The 16,956-nt window shown below is 68.9% G+C and carries 16 protein-coding genes; 12 read left to right on the top strand and 4 right to left on the bottom strand.

What is annotated here, in order from left to right; all coding sequences use genetic code 11:
- Positions 1-48: 48 nt before the first annotated feature.
- On the bottom strand, positions 49-747 hold the full coding sequence (locus JIG36_RS00910) for a hemerythrin domain-containing protein (RefSeq protein ID WP_203374033.1): 699 nt from the start codon (positions 745-747) through the stop codon (positions 49-51).
- 85 nt (positions 748-832) lie between these two features.
- Here JIG36_RS00910 and JIG36_RS00905 point away from each other — a divergent pair, with 85 nt between their 5' ends.
- A complete protein-coding gene (locus JIG36_RS00905) occupies positions 833-1,741 on the top strand; it encodes a pyridoxamine 5'-phosphate oxidase family protein (RefSeq protein WP_203374032.1) in 909 nt (302 codons plus the stop codon).
- A gap of 324 nt (positions 1,742-2,065) precedes the next feature.
- Positions 2,066-2,425, top strand: a complete 360-nt coding sequence (locus tag JIG36_RS00900) for a YciI family protein (protein WP_203374031.1) — start codon at positions 2,066-2,068, stop codon at positions 2,423-2,425.
- A gap of 319 nt (positions 2,426-2,744) precedes the next feature.
- On the opposite strand, the gene JIG36_RS00895 is transcribed toward JIG36_RS00900, so the two are convergent.
- On the bottom strand, positions 2,745-3,110 hold the full coding sequence (locus tag JIG36_RS00895) for an ArsR/SmtB family transcription factor (RefSeq protein ID WP_203374030.1): 366 nt from the start codon (positions 3,108-3,110) through the stop codon (positions 2,745-2,747).
- A gap of 53 nt (positions 3,111-3,163) precedes the next feature.
- Here JIG36_RS00895 and JIG36_RS00890 point away from each other — a divergent pair, with 53 nt between their 5' ends.
- The 5 genes from JIG36_RS00890 to JIG36_RS00870 all read left to right on the top strand — a co-directional run bounded on the left by JIG36_RS00890 (position 3,164) and on the right by JIG36_RS00870 (position 7,343).
- Complete coding sequence (locus JIG36_RS00890) at positions 3,164-4,261, top strand: cation diffusion facilitator family transporter (RefSeq protein ID WP_203374029.1); 1,098 nt, start codon at positions 3,164-3,166, stop codon at positions 4,259-4,261.
- 933 nt (positions 4,262-5,194) lie between these two features.
- Entirely contained in the window at positions 5,195-5,935 is a 741-nt protein-coding gene (locus tag JIG36_RS00885; protein ID WP_203374028.1) for a mechanosensitive ion channel family protein, read from the top strand.
- A gap of 92 nt (positions 5,936-6,027) precedes the next feature.
- Positions 6,028-6,408, top strand: a complete 381-nt coding sequence (locus JIG36_RS00880; protein ID WP_203374027.1) for a YccF domain-containing protein — start codon at positions 6,028-6,030, stop codon at positions 6,406-6,408.
- A 28-nt stretch (positions 6,409-6,436) separates the two neighbouring features.
- The gene (locus JIG36_RS00875; protein ID WP_203374026.1) at positions 6,437-6,970 is read left to right on the top strand and encodes a dihydrofolate reductase family protein; all 534 of its coding nucleotides are present in this window, start codon (positions 6,437-6,439) and stop codon (positions 6,968-6,970) included.
- Positions 6,971-7,028: 58 nt separating this feature from the next.
- Positions 7,029-7,343, top strand: coding sequence for a Bax inhibitor-1 family protein (locus JIG36_RS00870; protein WP_268919498.1), 315 nt, complete (start codon positions 7,029-7,031; stop codon positions 7,341-7,343).
- 28 nt (positions 7,344-7,371) lie between these two features.
- Here the strand turns inward: JIG36_RS00870 and JIG36_RS00865 are convergent, their stop codons facing one another.
- A complete protein-coding gene (locus JIG36_RS00865; protein ID WP_203374025.1) occupies positions 7,372-8,319 on the bottom strand; it encodes a C45 family autoproteolytic acyltransferase/hydrolase in 948 nt (315 codons plus the stop codon).
- 264 nt (positions 8,320-8,583) lie between these two features.
- Positions 8,584-9,735: an ROK family transcriptional regulator gene (locus JIG36_RS00860; RefSeq protein ID WP_203374024.1), complete on the bottom strand. Its 1,152-nt coding sequence runs from the start codon at positions 9,733-9,735 to the stop codon at positions 8,584-8,586.
- Between the two features lie 49 nt (positions 9,736-9,784).
- On the opposite strand from JIG36_RS00860, the gene JIG36_RS00855 reads away from it, so the two are divergent.
- The 5 genes from JIG36_RS00855 (at position 9,785) to JIG36_RS00835 (ending at position 16,891) form a co-directional block, all read left to right on the top strand.
- Positions 9,785-10,612, top strand: a complete 828-nt coding sequence (locus JIG36_RS00855; RefSeq protein ID WP_307872508.1) for a LacI family DNA-binding transcriptional regulator — start codon at positions 9,785-9,787, stop codon at positions 10,610-10,612.
- Between the two features lie 632 nt (positions 10,613-11,244).
- Positions 11,245-12,546 (top strand): ABC transporter substrate-binding protein, encoded by a 1,302-nt coding sequence (locus tag JIG36_RS00850; protein ID WP_203374022.1) that lies wholly within the window; start codon positions 11,245-11,247, stop codon positions 12,544-12,546.
- The gene (locus tag JIG36_RS00845) at positions 12,543-13,466 is read left to right on the top strand and encodes a carbohydrate ABC transporter permease (RefSeq protein ID WP_203374021.1); all 924 of its coding nucleotides are present in this window, start codon (positions 12,543-12,545) and stop codon (positions 13,464-13,466) included. The genes JIG36_RS00850 and JIG36_RS00845 overlap by 4 nt, the downstream gene beginning before the upstream one ends.
- Before the next feature lie 40 nt (positions 13,467-13,506).
- Positions 13,507-14,364: a carbohydrate ABC transporter permease gene (locus JIG36_RS00840; protein WP_203374020.1), complete on the top strand. Its 858-nt coding sequence runs from the start codon at positions 13,507-13,509 to the stop codon at positions 14,362-14,364.
- 94 nt (positions 14,365-14,458) lie between these two features.
- The gene (locus JIG36_RS00835; RefSeq protein WP_203374019.1) at positions 14,459-16,891 is read left to right on the top strand and encodes a glycoside hydrolase family 2 protein; all 2,433 of its coding nucleotides are present in this window, start codon (positions 14,459-14,461) and stop codon (positions 16,889-16,891) included.
- Positions 16,892-16,956 lie beyond the last annotated feature (65 nt).

Below are 16,956 nucleotides of genomic sequence, written 5' to 3'. Positions count from 1 at the left end.
CATGCGTACGGGAATGCAGTCTTCTCCTGCCTGGGGGAGCCGCTGCGGTCATGCGTACGGGAATGCAGTCTTCTCCCGCCTGAGGAAGCCGCCGCGGGTCAGGCGCCACAGCACGGCCAGCACCGGACCGGCCAGAGTGAGCAGCCGCTTCTGTGCGTCGGCGGGCAACTCGTGCATCACCCACGGCACCGCGGTCATCGATTCGCGGAACGTGTACTCGCCCTTCGCGCTCTTCTTCTCGACGACCTCCCACTCGGCCGTCGTCAGATGCTGCTGCACCAGCACGAGCGCCTCGGTCTCCTCGTGCGCGAGATGCCGGCTGAGCCGTTCCGCCGCCGCCACGACGCGGATCTCGAGCGACCGCCGTACGTCCTCGTCCGGTCCCGCCGCCAGCTTCGCGAACCCGGCGCCGCACGCCTCGAGCAGCGGGTCGATCTCGCCGTGCTCGGCCTCCATCGCCTCCAGGGTCGCGCGGCCGGCGGCGTCCACCCGGTCGAGCAGAACCGGCCAGATCGAGGCGTCCTCAATGGTGTGATGGTGGTGCAGGAACGTGCCGAACAGTTTCCACCGTTCATCGAGTGCGCGCCAGGTGTTCGTTTCGTGCGCGGGTGTGTTCGCCACCGCCGCCGCGAACGCGCGCAGATCCCGGCGGAACGCGTGGTGGATGAGGAACATGCCGGTGAGGTCATTGGGCCCGTCCGGCGCCGCGGCCTGACCGGGAAGCATCAACTGCTGTGTCATCGTCATGTCCCGCAGCGTGCGCGCGCCCGCTTGAGAGCCACTGAAGACCGGCCTTCAGCCGTTTGCAAGCGCCCCGGCCGACCCTGCGAGCATGGATTCACTCATCGACGCGTACCGCACCTGCGAACTGCTGACCGTCAGCCGCGACGGCACACCCATCGCCTGGCCCACGATCGGCATCCGCCGCCCCGACGGCACCTTCCTCATCAGCACTTCGATCGGCTTGCCGCAGAAGGCTTTCAACGTACGGCGGGACGGGCGCGTCGCCGTGCTCTTCTCCGACCCCACGGCCAGCGGCCTCGACGCGCCGGAGCAGGTGCTCATGCAGGGCACCGCCACCTGCCCCGACGAACTCGTCACGACACCGGGCCCGTGGGCCGACCTGTGGCTGCGCATCCGCCGTCTCCAGCCGTCGTCGACCTATCACCGGGTGCCCGGCCTGCGCCGGTTCATGGACTGGTACTACATGCGCCTGCTCATCACGGTCACCCCGGCGCGGACCGCGCTTCTACCGCCCTACCGGCCTTCCCGGGCGCCCGAGCCGATCGGCGACACGGCCTTTCCCGCCGTACAGCGGATGTCCGGCTTCGGCGGCGCGGTGCTGAGCGCGTACGACGCGGACGGGTTGCCGACCATGCGGCGCGTGCACCCGGCGGCCGTGGACGGCATGTTCGTCTTCGAGGCCGGCGAGGAGACGGCTCCGGGCCGGGCGAGCCTGCTCTGGCACAGCCATGACGACAAGGTCGACTCGTTGAAGGCCTTCGTGGTCGCCGGCGATCTGACCAGGTCGGGCTCGACGTGGAAGCTGACCCCGTCCCGGTACGTGTCCACCGCCGACCGGATGGGCCCGGTCACCATGGTCCGCACGATCCGGGGCCTGCGCCGGACCGCGGCCCGCTATCTGACCCGGCGCGACCTGACCCGGCCGGCGATCGCGTGGGACGCCTTCATCAGGACCGAGCGGGCCGCGGCGGAACGGGGCGATCGCGTGCCTCGATGAGGTCAGCTTCGTGGTCTTCGCGTCGGTCGTGGTCTTCACGGAACTCGAAGCGCCGGCGCTGCCGCCCCGCGTCGCGCGCAGTGCGGCCCGATTAGCCCTGGCTCGACCCGATCAGCCCGGGCTCGACCCGATCAGCCCGGCTCGACCCGATCAGCCCGGGCTCGACCCGATCAGCCCTGGCGGCGTCGAAGCGACCCAGAAAGTCCAGATCCGATTCCCGTACGGCCGGTGCGGTCGACCGCGACCGCAACCACCGCCGCGCCCCGCTTGTTGAACGTCACCGGCATGCGCCGTACGTCTTGTCGCCGGTCCTATGGTGACGGGATGAGGTTCGATCAGCACACGCTGGTTCTGCTGGTGCGCCCGCCGGACGCGCCCGACCTGAGCGACGCCGAGGCCGACGCGCTGCAGGACGCGCACCTCGCGTTCCGGGCCGGCCTGCGCGACCAGGGTTACCTGCTCGGCGGGGGACCGCTCACCGACCAGGACGACGAACGCCTGCGCGGCATCTCGGTGATGGCCACCGACCCCGCCACGGCGCGCGAGCTGTGCAGTGCCGACCCCGCGGTGCGGGCGGGTCGCCTGGCCGTACAGGTGATGACCTGGATGGTGCCGGCCGGCAACCTCCGCTTCGAGAACGTGCCCGCGCCCCGCTCGATGGCCGAGGCCCAGGCCGACGATTAGCGCCGGTCGCGCAGCCCCGGCCTGGCCGCGCCGCATTGTCGGGCGGTTGCTCGTTGCTGGAGCCGGCCGACGCCGATTCGCGGGTGACGGCCGTAAACCGCGCTTCAGCATCGGGAGCCGGGCCTCCACGCGCCCGTTGCTCGGTTTGTGCAGCTGCCAGGACAGGTGGCGTCGAGCCCGGTGCTCGCGACTGCGTGTGTGTCCTCCACGGCCCCGCCGCGCTCCCACCCCCGGCTACCAGTCTTTGCAGCTGCCGGGACAGGTGGCGTCGGGCCCGGGGTTCGCGACCGCGTGTGTGTCGTTGGCCGGGTGAGGTCCGCTAGGAGTTGTGGTGGCGGGGGCGGTCGGAGAGACGGTGTTCGGCCATGTGGAGCGCCTCGGTGACCAGACGCTGGACGTGCTCGTCGGGCAGCGCGTAGACAGCCCGGCGGCCGTCGCGGCGCATCGCCACCAGGCCGGCCAGGCGGAGCTTGGCGAGGTGTTGCGAAACGGCCGGGCGGGCCGCACCCACGGCGGAGGTGAGCGTCGTGACGTCGTGCTCGCCATCGAGCAGAACCGCCGCCAGCCGGAGCCGGGTCGGGTCGCCGAGCAACGACAGGGCCGTGGCAGCTGCCTCGATCACGTTGTCGCGTAGCGCGCGTTTCTGCAGGTCATTGGCATCTGCAACGTTGTCGCGTGCGTACATGAGCACATAATATGGCCGGTGATCGGAATCCGACCACCCTGAGGAACGCTCCGATGACCGAGCACCACCACACCGCCCATCACAGCCACGCCCACACCCACGACCGCAGCCCCGAGCACGATCAAGGCCACGAACACGATCACGGGCGCGGGCTGTGGCATCGGGTGGGGCATCTGGTTCGGCCGCACTCCCATGACAGCGCGGACAAGGTGGACTCCGCGCTCGAGGCGTCCCGGGAAGGGCTGCGCGCGCTCTGGATCTCGCTGGCCGGGCTGGGCGTGACCGCGCTGCTGCAGGCGTTCATCGTGGTCTTCTCGGGCTCGGTCGCGCTGCTCGGCGACACGCTGCACAACGTGGCGGACGCGCTGACGGCCGTTCCGCTGGGCATCGCTTTCCTGCTCGGGCGGCGAGCGGCAACCCGGGCCTACACGTACGGGTTCGGGCGGGCCGAGGATCTGGCCGGTGTCATCATCGTGCTGGTCATCGCCGGGTCGGCGGTCGCGGCCGGCTGGTTCGCGGTCGACCGTCTGGTGAACCCCCGGGCCATGACCCACCTGCCCTGGGTGTTCGCGGCCGGGGTCGTCGGGTTCATCGGCAACGAGATCGTCGCCCGCTACCGGATCACCGTGGGCCGGCGGATCGGCTCGGCTGCCCTGGTCGCCGACGGCCTGCACGCGCGGACCGACGGCTTCACCTCTCTGGCCGTCGTGCTGGCGGCGGGCGGCGCCGGGCTCGGCTGGGGCTGGGCCGACCCGGTCGTCGGCCTGGCCATCACGGTGGCGATCGCCTTCGTCCTCAAGGACGCGGCCCGCGAGGTCTACCACCGCCTGATGGACCGAGTCGACCCCGACCTGGTCGACCGGGCCGAGGAGGCGCTGCGCGGCGTGACCGGCGTACGCGACGTCTCGAACCTGAAGCTCCGCTGGATCGGCCACCGCATGCACGCCGAGGCCGCCATCACCGTCGCCGCCGACCTGACCCTGCTGGCCGCCCACGAAATCGCCGCCGACGCCGAGCATCAGCTGACCCACCAGGTGCCCAAGCTGGCCGGCGCCACCGTGCACGTCGACCCCGAGAGCCATCCGGGCGACCACTGCCACTCCGAGCTCTCCCACGAACGCCGCGACCGCTTGGCCGCCGCCACGCCCTGACGGGCTGCCCGCAAAGTTCGGCTGTTCGTGGTTGTTCGCAGTGCCCAGCCGTACCTGGTGTTCGGTTGCTCGTCGCGCTCAGCTGTTTCTGGTGTTCGGTTGTTCGCGGCGCTCAGTTGTTCGCAGCGGCCGGTTTGTTCGCGGTGTTCGGTTGTTCGCGCCGCTCAGTTGTTCGCGGTGCTCGGTTGCGCGCGGTGTTCGGTTGTTCGTGCCGCTCAGTTGTTCGCGGTGCTCGGTTGCGCGCGGTGTTCGGTTGTTCGTGCCGCTCAGTTGTTCGCGGTGCTCGGTTGCGCGCGGTGTTCGGTTGTTCGCGGCGCTCAGTCGTTCGCAGCGGCCGGTTTGTTCGCGGTGTTCGGTTGTTCGCGGCGCTCAGTTGATCGCGCAGGCTGATTGTTCGCGGTGTTCGGTTGCGCGCGGCGCTCGTCTGTGCGCGGCGGGCGGTCGTTTGTGGCGCTCGCTTGATCGCGGCGGGCGGTCGCATCGCGCCGACGACGAGCATGATCCGGGCCGGTCGGGGCTGGGCCGCGCTGTCTGTTGCGCGCGAGCGACGACGCCGGCGTGGCGGATTCGGTGGCCAAGGGTGGGGGCCACCGCACGCCGGCGTCGTCGCGGCGTGGAAATGCCGGCCGGCGCCCGGCGGGGACGACCCCGGCAAGCCGGGCCTTTCCGGGGGCCCGGACCAACGGATTTTCAGGCCCGTCGATGGCCTCCATACTGTGTCGAGCACCGTCCGATGTCAACAACTTCCGGAAAGTTAGCGGTAGTTGGATGGTCGCGCTGCGTACAGATTCGCAGCTCGAAGACGTTGCTTGCCATGTGCGTCCGAGTTGCGGCCGGACCACCGTACGAGGGAATTCGGAAGTTTCGGAGTTTGGTCGGACGTTTGGAGGTGGCCGTCTGATCTTGCCGAAGCCCCGATAGGATCGCGTCACCATGTTCGGAATGCCGCTGCTGGAACAGCATGTTCGTCCCGACTTCCGCAAGACGGTGGTGTTCGGGCTGATCGCGCTTGTCGCGCTGATCGTCGGAAGCCAGATCGGGAACGTCAATTCGATCGAACTGCGCGATCGTCTGGTGGCGTACGGATGCGCGTTGGTGGTCGCGGTGGGCGGCGTGCTCGCCAGTCGCACCGCCGCGCGCGAAGTGCACCGGGTCACGCAGGCGCGGGCCGGAGATGCCGCCGCGACTCCGCTACGCCTGGTGGTGCTGCTCGGCGGCTATCTGATCGCCGTGTTCGCGGTGTGCGACCTGCTGGGCGTCGGCCTCGAACATCTGCTCGTGGGCGGCGCGGTCACCGGCGTCATCCTTGGTCTGGCCGCGCAGCCGGTGCTGAGCAATCTGTTCGCGGGCCTGGTGCTCATGTTCGCCCGGCCGTACATCCCGGGTCAGCAGGTGCGCGTCCTGTCCGGCGCGATCGGCGGCCCGCACTACGGAACGATCATCTCGGCCGGGCTGCTCTACACGGTGCTCGAGACGTCCGAGGGGCCGCTGAACATCCCCAACTCGGCGCTGCTGGCCTCGGCGGTCGGCCCGTCCGACGGCGAACCCGACGACCGTCCGGCCGACCCGGGCGACCCGGTCACGCCCGACCACGACGCGGCCGCCCTGGCCGCCGCCACCGCGATCGCCGAGACCGCTGACGACGCCAACCGCAAACAGAACGACGACGCCTGACAACAGAACGACGACGCCTGACAACAAAGCGACGACGCCTGAGAACAGAACGACGACGCCGGACACTGGCGCGCACCAGGCATGCTTGATCTGTGCGACTGATCCTGAACATCCTCTGGTTCATCTTCGGCAGCGGCTTCGTGCTCGCGATCGGCTACGGGTTGGCCGCCCTCATCTGCTTCGTGCTGATCGTGACGATCCCGTTCGGCATCGCCTCGTTGCGGCTCGCCGTGTATTCGTTGTGGCCGTTCGGGCGCACCGTGGTCAGCCGCCCCGGCGTCGGCGTGGCGTCCGGCATCGGCAACATCATCTGGGTCGTCGTGGCCGGCTGGTGGCTGGCCCTGACGCACATCCTGGCCGGTATCGCCCTGTGCGTGACCATCATCGGCATCCCGTTCGGCATCGCGAACTTCAAGCTGGTCCCGGTGGCCTTCTGGCCCCTCGGCCGAGAAATCGTCGAACTCGACGATTAGTTCCCGGCCACGGGCCGGTCTGACCGGCATGCGCAACGTTGTGCTCTACACCCTCATGTCCCTGGACGGCGTGGCCGAAAGCCCCGACAACTTCGTGTCCGAGTTCGACGAGGAAATGCACGCCAACCTCGGCGAGGTCATCGGATCGCAGGACGCCGTGCTGCTCGGCCGCGCCCAGTACGACGAATGGGCGCCCTACTGGCCGACATCGGATATGCAGCCGTTCGCCGATTTCATCAACAGCGTTCCCAAATACGTCTTCACGTCGTCACCGCTCACCGGAGCGTGGGCGGAATCGGCCGTGCTGACGTCGCTCGACGCCGTACGGGAGCTCAAAGCGCAGCCCGGCGGCGACATCGGCGTCCACGGAAGCATCACCCTCGCCCGGGCGATGCTGGCGGCCGGGCTGATCGACCGGATCAGCCTGGTCGTCTACCCGGTGGTCGCCGGCCGCGGACGCAAGTTGTTCGATGAGGACGGTCGAACGCGCAAACTTGGCCTGATTCGCTCACAGTCGACCTCCTCGGGCGGGCTCCTGCTCGACTACGAGGTGACCCGGTAACGGGCGTCACGCGTGACCCCGGACACCGGAACGCGGCGCTCGCGCCCCGGCCGGGGCCCTGTTCATCGCCGGGTTCGGCGCCGCCGGTTACGCGACGCGCCGCGACCTGTCCGTTCTTGCGCGTTACGCGTTCTGGGCGCTCGTTGCGCTCATCGGCTTCAACATCGTGCTCATTTTCGTGAACATCCCGGACGGCGCGCTCATCTACGCGATCCTCGGCCTGGTCATCTTCGCGGTGCTGACCATGGTCGACTTCCAACGCCTGCGCCGCAACACCGACGTGACCTCGGCGCCGCTGCTGGCCGCGTCCATCTTCCTCGACATCCTGAACGTCTTCCTGTCCGTCTTCAGCGGCCGCTCCGACAACCGCTGACGTGTCCGCGGGGGTCGGCAGCTGCCTCTCAGCCGGCCCGGCCCAAGGTCACAGTACGGGATCCGGGCGCGAAGTCACGGAAGGACTGGTGCCAGGACTCGCCGGGCCAGTAGTACGTCACACGGCCCTCGATGGGCTGGTAGCGGGCGGTGTAGAGCGTTCTTGACCCCTGCTCGTCGACGGATCGGTAAAGCGGCGGCTTCAGCATCGCCGCCACATCATCGGCGCCCGCGGCGCGGATGGCTCGCAGCCGCTCCTGCGTCCGCATGGCCCGTTCCTGTTCGTCGGTCACCGGCAGGTGCTGGTGATTGGCGGCGCAGTCGTCCGGTGCCACCGTCGGCGAGATGTCCGGCCCCACGAACACCGTCATCGCCTTGGTGGGATCGACCAGGGTGAGGTTCTGGGGGACGGCGACCGGCAGGGACCGCAGCCGGTCGACCGCCTCATCGACGGTGTCGCACGTCTCCAGCAGGTAGCGCACGAGGATGAGAATGGCGAAGCCGCGTCCGTAGACGGAACGTCCGCCCCAGGTGAGCGAGACCGCGAGACCGGCGTCGTTCATCCCGTCCAGCAGCCCCCACAGCATGTCCTGCATCCCGATCACGGGCCGCAGGAAGCAGGAGGAGGCGATGGTCCCTTCGCACTGGTCGGGCCGTAGGTCGTAGTTGCGCAGCAGAGTGCCGTTCCGGCCGATCTGGGTGCAGCCCGCCGAGAACGGCCGCAGTGCCGCGTGGGTGAGGAAGGTTTCCGCCTCGGACCGGTCGAGTTGGGCGGCCAGGCGGTCCAGAACCGGGACCAGTTCCGGCATGTGCGCACGGAACAGCGCCCCAACCCGATCTGCGCCCTCCGGAGTCCGGCCCTCCTCGGTCAGCAGGCCCTCCATCTCGTGCCAGAGGCCCCGGGCGTAGGCGGCCCACCGCCCGTCGAGGCCGTCGCCGACCTCGATCGCCCGGAAGGTCTTGCGCGGTTGCCGCACGACTGCCACTCCCTGCGAGGATCGGATGGGGTAACCGCAACCTAGCCAATGGGGCAGGGATTCACCAGGCGGCCTCCGTCGGCGACGCCGGATGGCCAGGATCAAAACGTTCCCGTGTACGGCGTTGTCGGGTCACCGGGCAGCCGACGCGTTGAGCGGGGTCGTGCGCGTGCGACGTGGCGCACCGGTTGGCGGCGGTCTGTGCGTGTTGTGCGCGTGTGTTGTCGTGTCGCCGGGCGGCTGTCGGTCTGAAAAGGCGGCCCGCTACTGCGGTTGCAAGGCGGGCGACGGGGTGTGGCCGGGAGCGATCGATGCCTGCACGACCAGGGCCGCCGCGCCGATGGCGGCTGCGTCTCGGGGCTGGGCCGAGAGCTCGACGACGATCTCGTGACGGTGCCGGGCGTGGGCCCGCGCGGACAGGTGCTCGCGGAGGCGGCGGGCGTAGATGGAACCGGCCACGGCCATTCCGGGGCCGGTCAGCACCAGGCGGCCCAGGTCGAGCAGGTTCACCATCGACGTCACGGCCACGGCCAGGTGGGCGGCGGCCTGGTCGACCAGCTCGAACGCCTCGGGATCACCGTTCACGGCGGCGCGCGCCACCGCGTCGTACGCGCTGGACAGGGAACCCGCCAAGCGCAAGCGGGACGACAGCGCGGGATGCTCGCGCGCGGCCGCGACGGTGGCGGCCATGGAGGCGTACCGCTCGACACAGCCGACGTTGCCGCAGGGGCACGGCCTACCGTCGTACGCGATGGAAAGGTGTCCCAGCTCCCCGGCGTCGAAGCTGGCGCCGCGGAACAGCGCGCCCCCGAAGACCAGGCCGGCGCCTATGCCGGTGGACAGGTAGACGCTGCCGAACGACTGGTCGCGGGAGACCCGGCGGCTCCAGAACTCGCCCAGCGCCGCGGCGGCCGCGTCGTTCTCGACCAGGACGGGGATGCCCAGCCGTTCGGCCAGCACCGCGCCCAGGTCGGGGGCGACCCGGTCGGCCGGGGCGACGACGGCCAGCCCCTCGATGCGGCCGCGGGGAAGGTCCAGCCCGGACGTGAAGTCTTCGAAACGCGACTGCAGCCGGTCGTCCCCGCGCGGAACGACCTCGCGGCCCACCACCCCGCCGGTGAGGTCGATCGCCACGCACGTCACGGATTCGGCGCCGATCTGGAAACCGATGCCGAACCGGTTGGCCGGGTTGATGGACAGCAGTTTGCGCGGGGCGCCCCGCACCGAGTCGGCCGAACCGGTCTCGTGGATGACCCCGTCGGCGATCAGGTCGCGCACGATGCCGGAGATGGACGGCTGGGTGAGCCCCGTCAGTTCGGCCAGTTCGACCCGGCTGATCGCAGTGGCCGACCGGACCACGTCGACGACGAGGGCGCGGCTGCCCGGCCCGGCCGCGGGCGCTTCACGTCGTGCCATGGAGTGTCGTCCTTGTCTTGTCCGGCTGCTCAGGCGCTACCGTACCTGGGTGACACAGCCTCAGCGGCGGGTCGGCCTGGTTCTCGCGCGTGCGTCGCGGGTGCTGGGCGAGGAGCCGTACTACCACGAGTTTCTCGAAGGTCTCGAACGTGTGCTCACCCCGGCCGGCGTGTCGGTGCTGGTGCAGGTGGTGACCGACCGCGAGGCCGAGAGCGCCGTCTATGAACGCTGGGCCGCCGAGGGCCGCGTCGACGGGGTCGTGCTGGTCGACCTGGCCCCCGACGACGAACGGGTCGCCCTGGTCGGCCGGCTCGAGCTGCCCGCGGTGGTGCTGGGCGCGCCGTCGACCGCGTCCGGGTTGCCGACGGTGTGGACGGACGACGCCGGATTCGCGCAGGAGGCCGTCCGTTTCCTGGCCGACCGCGGTCACGTGGTGATCGGGCACATCAGCGGCCCGCTCACCTTCGCTCACACCCAGTTGCGTCAGATGGGTGCGGAGACCGAGGCCGACGTACGCGGGGTGACCCTGCTGCGCGCCGAGGGCGATTACTCGTACGAGTCGGGCCGCGCCGCCCTCGCGGGACTGCTGCCGCAGCATCCCACCGCCATCATGTGCGACAACGACCTGATGGCGCTCGCTGTGCTGGACGAGCTGCGCGACCGTGGCATGGCGGTCCCCGGTGACGTATCGGTGGTCGCCTGGGACGACTCGGCTCTGTGCCAGCTGGCGACACCCCCGCTGTCGGCGATGAGTCACGACGTGGGCCGGATCGGCGAGCTGGCCGGGGGAGCGCTGCTCGACGCCATGGCCGGAAAGCCGCCCGAGGTGTACGAGGCCCCGGCCGCTCACATCGTGGCCCGAGCCAGCACGAACTGACCGGCCCGCACCGGCCGGCAGGGGGCCGGGGCCAACCCTGCCGACCGCATCCCAGTTGGGTGTGGGCGTATCACGGTTGGGTGAGCGTGTGGCGGGTCGGCTGAGCGTTCTGGCGGTTGGGTGAGCGTGTGGCGGGTCGGCTGAGCGCTCTGGCGGCGGGGCGGGCGTGTGGCGGGTTGGCTGAGCGTTCTGGCGGTTGGGTGAGCGTTCGGCGGGTCGGCTGAGCGCTCTGACGGTTGGGCGAGCGTGCGGCGGGTCGGCCGGCGGTCCGACGACCGAGCGGGCGAGGGTGGCTCTCGAAGGGGCGCGCGTCGTCGTCGAGGCCGCGGCGATCATGGATCTGAACTGGGCTTTTGACCCCGGGGGCGCCCCCCGATTCCAGTCTGGCAGGGAGAGGCGATCTCTGCTGTCCTGGCTGTGGACAGAGCGGAACTGTGGATATCGCTGACCTCCGATGCGCGGCTCAGATGGCCACGGCGCGCGATTCCGACGAGACGTATCGCGGATCCGATGACCACTTAAATTATTAATCTAAGCTTGACATGGCCGCAACGACGCACGCATGCTGGGCGCTCGACGGGCGAGGAAGCATCCGCCCGCCTCGATACCAAACTGAGCGAACGGACAGCGACATGGTCGATAGACGGCACTTCCTGGGGCTGGGCCTGGCCACGGCGCTCGCCCTCACGGCCGGGTGCACGGGCGGCGCGGGCAGCGACGACGCCGGCGCGGGTGGCGAGATCACCGGCGAGATCACGGTGCTGACCAACCGCACCGACCTGGCCGAGACGGCCCTCCCCGCGTACGGGAAGGAATTTGAATCGAAGTATCCGGGGACGAAGGTCAGCTTCGAGGCCGTCACCAACTACGAGGGCGACGTCACCACCCAGCTCAGCTCGGGTGACTACGGCGATGTGCTGCTCATTCCCAACACCGTCGCCGTCGATCAACTGGGGCAGTTCTTCGAGCCGCTGGGCGGGGTCGAGCAGCTCAAGTCGAAGTACCGGTTCGTCGACGAGAAGGCGTACGACGGGCAGGTCTACGGTCTGTCGATCGGTGGCGTGGCCAACGGGCTCGTCGTCAACAAGCGGATCTGGCAGCAGGCCGGCGTGACCGTCCCACCCAAGACGCCCGACGAGTTCCTGGCCGGGCTGGCCGCCGTGAAGAAGACCGGGGCGGTGCCGTTCTACACGAACTACAAGGACGGCTGGCCGCTCAGTTTCTTCAACAGCCAGCGCGCGATTCTGGCCGATCCGGCCGTCAACGACAAGTTCCCGACCGATCCCGCACCCTGGCAGCCCGGCAAGCTCGAGTACGTCACCGACGGTCTCCTGTTCGACATCGTGCACGGCGGTCTGAACGAGAAGGACCCGCTCACGACGAACTGGGAAGGCTCCAAGCCGATGATTGCCACCGGCAAGGTCGCCACCATGCTGCTCGGTTCGTGGGCGGTGCCGCAGATGAAGGACGCGGCCAGGGCGGCCGGCGCGAACCCGGACGACATCGCGTTCTGGCCGTTCCCCTACCAGACCGGCGGCAAGTTCCATTCGCGCATCGAGGGCGACTACAAAGCGGCGGTTTCGCGCAGTTCGAACAACAAAGCGACAGCCCGCGCATGGCTGGACTGGTTCGTGAACGAGTCCGGGTTCGCGAACGATCAGGAGGCCATCCCGCCCGCGATCGGTCAGCCGCTGCCCGCGTCGCTCAAGGCCTTCCAGGACACCGGGGTCGAGCTCGTCGAACTGCCCGCGGCCACCACGTACGCGGGTAAGGAGGACGAGATCATCAAGGAGTCCGAGATCGACCTGACCGGCAACATCTACCGGCAGAAGCTGGTCGACATCGCGCGCGGGGCGGCCAAGGGCAGCAAGGAGTCGTACTTCGCCGAGCTGAACAAGCGCTGGGGTGAGGCGCAGTCCCGGGTCATGGGATGACGGCGCTGCTCGACCGGCGTCCCACGACGGTCAAAGGCCCGGTTCCCGTACGACGTACGCGCCGCATACCGAAACACTGGCTGTATCTGGCGCCCGCGCTCATTCTGCTCATCACGTTCACGTACGTGCCGGTCGGCAACATGGTCTGGTACAGCTTCCACAAGTGGGACGGCCTCGACCCGGTGATGGACCCGGTCGGCTGGGACAACTACGTACGCGTGTTCACCGACGAACGGTACTGGCACGTCTTCCTGATCAGCCTGTACTACTTCGTCGCGTCGTTCGCGCAGATCGCGATCGCCCTGTACTTCGCGGTCGTCCTGTCGTTCAGCACCCGGTTCCGCAACCTGTTCAAGGGCATCCTGTTCTTCCCGTACCTGCTCAACGGTGTCGCCGTCGGGTTCGTCTTCCTCTACCTGTTCCAGCCCGGCGGCACCCTCGACAGCGTGCTGAGCGCGGTCGGCCTGGGTGATCAGGCCCGGTTGTGGCTGGGCGACCCGGACATCGCGAACATCTCGCTGGCCGGCACGTCGGTGTGGCGTTTCACCGGCTTGAGTTTCGTGCTGTTCCTCGGTGCGATCCAGTCGATCCCGAACGAGATCTACGAGGCGGCCGACCTGGACGGCGCCAACCGCTGGCACCAGTTCCGTTACATCATCGCCCCCGGCATCCGCCGCATCATCAGCCTGAGCTTCATCCTGGCCATCTCGGGCAGCCTGGCCGTCTTCGAGATCCCGTTCATCATGACCGGCGGCGCGAACGGCACCCGCACGTTCGTGATCCAGGCCTACGAGACGGCGTTCCAGTTCCGCCAGATCGGCCTGGCCTCCGCCATGGCCGTGGTGCTGCTGCTGATCGTCCTGCTGATCACGTGGATCCAGCGCCGACTGATCCCCGACGACGAGGTGAGCCTGTCATGACCGTGGAAGCCGGCAGACCCGACGACGAGGTGAGCCTGTCGTGACCGTACGAGCCGGCAAACCCAGCCCTGTCGTAGCCCGCCGACTTGGCGCGGCCGGAAAGTACGCGAGTCTGATCGTCGCGTCGGCGATAGTGCTCGTACCGCTCATCGTCGTGTTGTTCGCCGCGTTCAAAACGCGCACCGAATACAGCACGACCGGACCGCTCACCCCACCGCGCGACTGGTTCAACCTCGACAACTTCGCGACCGCCTGGTCCAAGGGGCACATGCTCCGCGGCTTCTGGAACACCACCGTCATCCTGGTGATCTCCCTGACCGGCACGGTGTTCGTCGGCACGCTTGCGGCGTACGCGATCAGCCGCTTCTCGTTCGCTCTCAAGCGCGTGGTGCTCGGCCTGTTCCTGGTCGCCGCGCTCGTGCCCGGCGTGACCACCCAGGTCGCGACCTACCAGATCGTCAAGTCGATGGACCTGGTCAACACCCCGTGGGCCGCGATCGTGCTGTTCCTCGGCACGGACATCGTCTCGATCTACATCTTCATCCAGTTCATGGCGTCCATCCCGCGCAGCCTGGACGAGGCCGCCGTGATCGACGGCGCCGGCCGGTTCACCGTCTACCGCCGGATCATCCTGCCGCTGATGCGCCCCGCGATCGCCACCGTCGTGATCATCAAGGGCATCGCGATCTACAACGAGTTCTACATCCCGTTCCTCTATCTGCGCTCGCCCGACCTCAACGTCATCTCGACCGCGCTGTTCCGCTTCAAGGGCCCGTACGGCGCGCAGTGGGAGACGATCGCCGCCTGCACGATGATCGTCATCCTCCCCACGGTCGTCGTCTTCCTGCTGCTGCAGCGCTTCATCTACAACGGCGTGACCGCCGGAGCCACGAAATGAGCACTCACACCGACCGCGCTCCCGCTGGAGCCTCGAAATGAGCATTCGCACTGACCGCGCTCCCGCTGGAGCCTCGAGCGGAATGAGCAATCGCATGAGCAGAATCGAGCAGTCGCTGGCCGGCCCGTGGACACTCGGCGGGCCACCGGGGGAGATCCCGGCGACCGTGCCCGGATGTGTGCACACCGACCTGCTCGCGGCCGGCAAGATCGTCGACCCGTTCCTGGGCGAGAACGAGAAGGCGGTCGACTGGGTCGGCCGCGCGAACTGGGTCTACTCGCGCGACATCAGCTGGGACGGGCCGCGCGCCGACCGCCTCGAGCTGGTCTTCGACGGCCTCGACACGGTGGCCGACATCGAACTCGACGGGGTGGTGCTCGGCTCGACCCGCAACATGCACCGCGGCTACCGGTTCGACGTGACCGGGCTGCTGAGCGACGGGCCCAAACCCTTGCGCGTACGGTTCACCTCCGCCTACACCGAGGCTGAGCGACTGCAGGCGCAACTCGGGGCACGGCCGAACGCGTATCCGGAGCCGTTCAACTTCGTGCGCAAGATGGCGTGCAGCTTCGGCTGGGACTGGGGACCGACCCTGGTCACGGCGGGCATCTGGCGCGGTGTGCGTCTGGAGGGCTGGAGCACAGCGCGGCTCAGCGAGGTCAAAACCCTTCCCACGTACGCCGGAGGGCGCGGCCACCTCGACCTGAACGTCTCGATCGAACGCGCACAAACGCGCGAGGAGTGTGCACAAACGCGCGAGGAGGCGGGTGCGCAAACACGCGAACTGCGGATGCGGGTTCTGCTCGACGGGCGGCCGCTCTACGACGGCCCGTACGCGGAAACGCTCGGTCTCGACGCCGGAAACGTGCAGCCGTGGAACCCGCGGGGCTATGGAAACGCTCACCTGTACGCGTTGACCGTTCTGCTGCTCGACGGCGACACCGAACTGGACCGCTGGGAACGTCGCACCGGGTTCCGCGGCGTGCGCATCGACCAGACCGACGGACAGTTCGTCTTCCATGTGAACGGCGAACCGGTGCTCGTGAAGGGCGTCAACTGGATCCCCGACGACATCTTCCCGTCCCGGATGACGCGCGAACGGTACGCGCTGCGGCTGGGCCAGGCCGCGGCCGCCGGCGTCAACCTGGTGCGCGTCTGGGGTGGCGGCATCTATGAGAACCGCGACTTCTACGAGGTGTGCGACGAGCTCGGCCTGATGGTGTGGCAGGACTTCCTGTTCGCCTGCGCGTGCTATCCCGAGGAGGAACCGCTGCACTCCGAGGTGGTGGCCGAGGCGCGCGAGAACGTCGTCCGGCTGTCCCCGCACCCGAGCCTGGTCGCCTGGAACGGCAACAACGAGAACCTCTGGCTGCACGGCGCTGACAACTGGGCCGAGCGACCGGGCGGCGACCTGAGCTGGGGCGAGACGTACTACCTGAAGACGCTGCCCGACATCGTGGCCACGCTCGACCCGACCCGGCCCTACATGGCCGGCAGCCCCTGGTCGGGCTCGTGGGAGATCGAACCCAACTCGGCCGAGGCCGGCACGTTCCACTCGTGGGACGTCTGGAACCGTGAGGACTACACGCACTACCGCGATTCCACGCCGCGGTTCGTGGCCGAGTTCGGCTGGCAGGCGCCGCCGGCCTGGCGCACTCTGCGCGAGGCGGTCACCGACGAACCGCTGCGGCCCGACTCGCCGGGTGTTCTGCACCACCAGAAGGCCATCGACGGCAACGACAAACTCGCGCGCGGCCTGGACGCTCACTTTCCCGCACCGACGAGCACCGAGGCGTGGCACTTCCTGACGCAGCTCAATCAGGTTCGCGCGGTACGGACCGGGATCGCGCACTGGCGGTCGTACTGGCCGCACACCGCCGGGACCATTCTGTGGCAGCTCAACGATCTGTGGCCGGTCATCTCGTGGGCGGCGATCGACGGCGCCGGCCGGTACAAGCCGCTCTGGTTCGAAACGCGCAACCTGTACGCGGAACGCGCACTGACCGTGCAGCCCCGGGACGGCGGACTGGTCGTTGTGCTCCTGAACGACCACGCAAAACCGTGGACGGAAACTGTTCGGATTGCGCGAATGGACAACCGCGGCGTGGAACTGGCCGTGTTCGAAACGGTCGTCGAGGTGGCGGCGCGGTCGAATGCGCTCATCCCGGTCCCGGACGACCTGACGACGGACGGCGCGAACACCTCGGATGTGCTTGTCGCGCGGGCTTCCGCCGTACGGGACCTGTGGTTCTTCACTGATTTTGATCTGGACGATCCGGGGCTGGACGTGACCGTCGACGTGGTGGCGGACGGCCTCGATGTGCACGTGCGGGTGGGCGGCCTGGCCCGGGACGTGCTGCTGCAACCCGACCGCCTGCATCCCGGCGCCACCGTCGACCAGGGGTTCGTCACGTTGCTTCCGGGTGAGACAACCACTTTCCGCGTACGTGGTGTGGCCGCGCTCGACCCTGATCTGATCCGCGCGCCGTGGGTCCTCACCGACCTCGCCACGGTCCTGCGGAGATAGGCCCTGATCCGTCCGCGTGGCGGTTCCTCACCGGCCTCGCCACGGTCCTGCGGAGATAGGCCCTG

The organism is Paractinoplanes ovalisporus (genome assembly GCF_016834655.1).
GTDB lineage: Bacteria > Actinomycetota > Actinomycetes > Mycobacteriales > Micromonosporaceae > Actinoplanes > Actinoplanes ovalisporus.
Note: the sequence above shows the minus strand (reverse complement) of the source record. Positions and strands in the feature narration are given on the sequence as shown.

Bases quoted from the DNA above. Each gene is read 5' to 3' on its own strand.
- JIG36_RS00900 (WP_203374031.1), top strand. From the start codon at position 2,066: ATGAGGTTCGATCAGCACACGCTGGTTCTGCTGGTGCGCCCGCCGGAC.
- JIG36_RS00890 (WP_203374029.1), top strand. From the start codon at position 3,164: ATGACCGAGCACCACCACACCGCCCATCACAGCCACGCCCACACCCAC.
- JIG36_RS00835 (WP_203374019.1), top strand. From the start codon at position 14,459: ATGAGCAGAATCGAGCAGTCGCTGGCCGGCCCGTGGACACTCGGCGGG.
- JIG36_RS00910 (WP_203374033.1), bottom strand. From the start codon at position 747: ATGACGATGACACAGCAGTTGATGCTTCCCGGTCAGGCCGCGGCGCCG.
- JIG36_RS00850 (WP_203374022.1), top strand. From the start codon at position 11,245: ATGGTCGATAGACGGCACTTCCTGGGGCTGGGCCTGGCCACGGCGCTC.
- JIG36_RS00905 (WP_203374032.1), top strand. From the start codon at position 833: ATGGATTCACTCATCGACGCGTACCGCACCTGCGAACTGCTGACCGTC.
- JIG36_RS00885 (WP_203374028.1), top strand. From the start codon at position 5,195: ATGTTCGGAATGCCGCTGCTGGAACAGCATGTTCGTCCCGACTTCCGC.
- JIG36_RS00845 (WP_203374021.1), top strand. From the start codon at position 12,543: ATGACGGCGCTGCTCGACCGGCGTCCCACGACGGTCAAAGGCCCGGTT.
- JIG36_RS00860 (WP_203374024.1), bottom strand. From the start codon at position 9,735: ATGGCACGACGTGAAGCGCCCGCGGCCGGGCCGGGCAGCCGCGCCCTC.
- JIG36_RS00875 (WP_203374026.1), top strand. From the start codon at position 6,437: ATGCGCAACGTTGTGCTCTACACCCTCATGTCCCTGGACGGCGTGGCC.
- JIG36_RS00895 (WP_203374030.1), bottom strand. From the start codon at position 3,110: ATGTACGCACGCGACAACGTTGCAGATGCCAATGACCTGCAGAAACGC.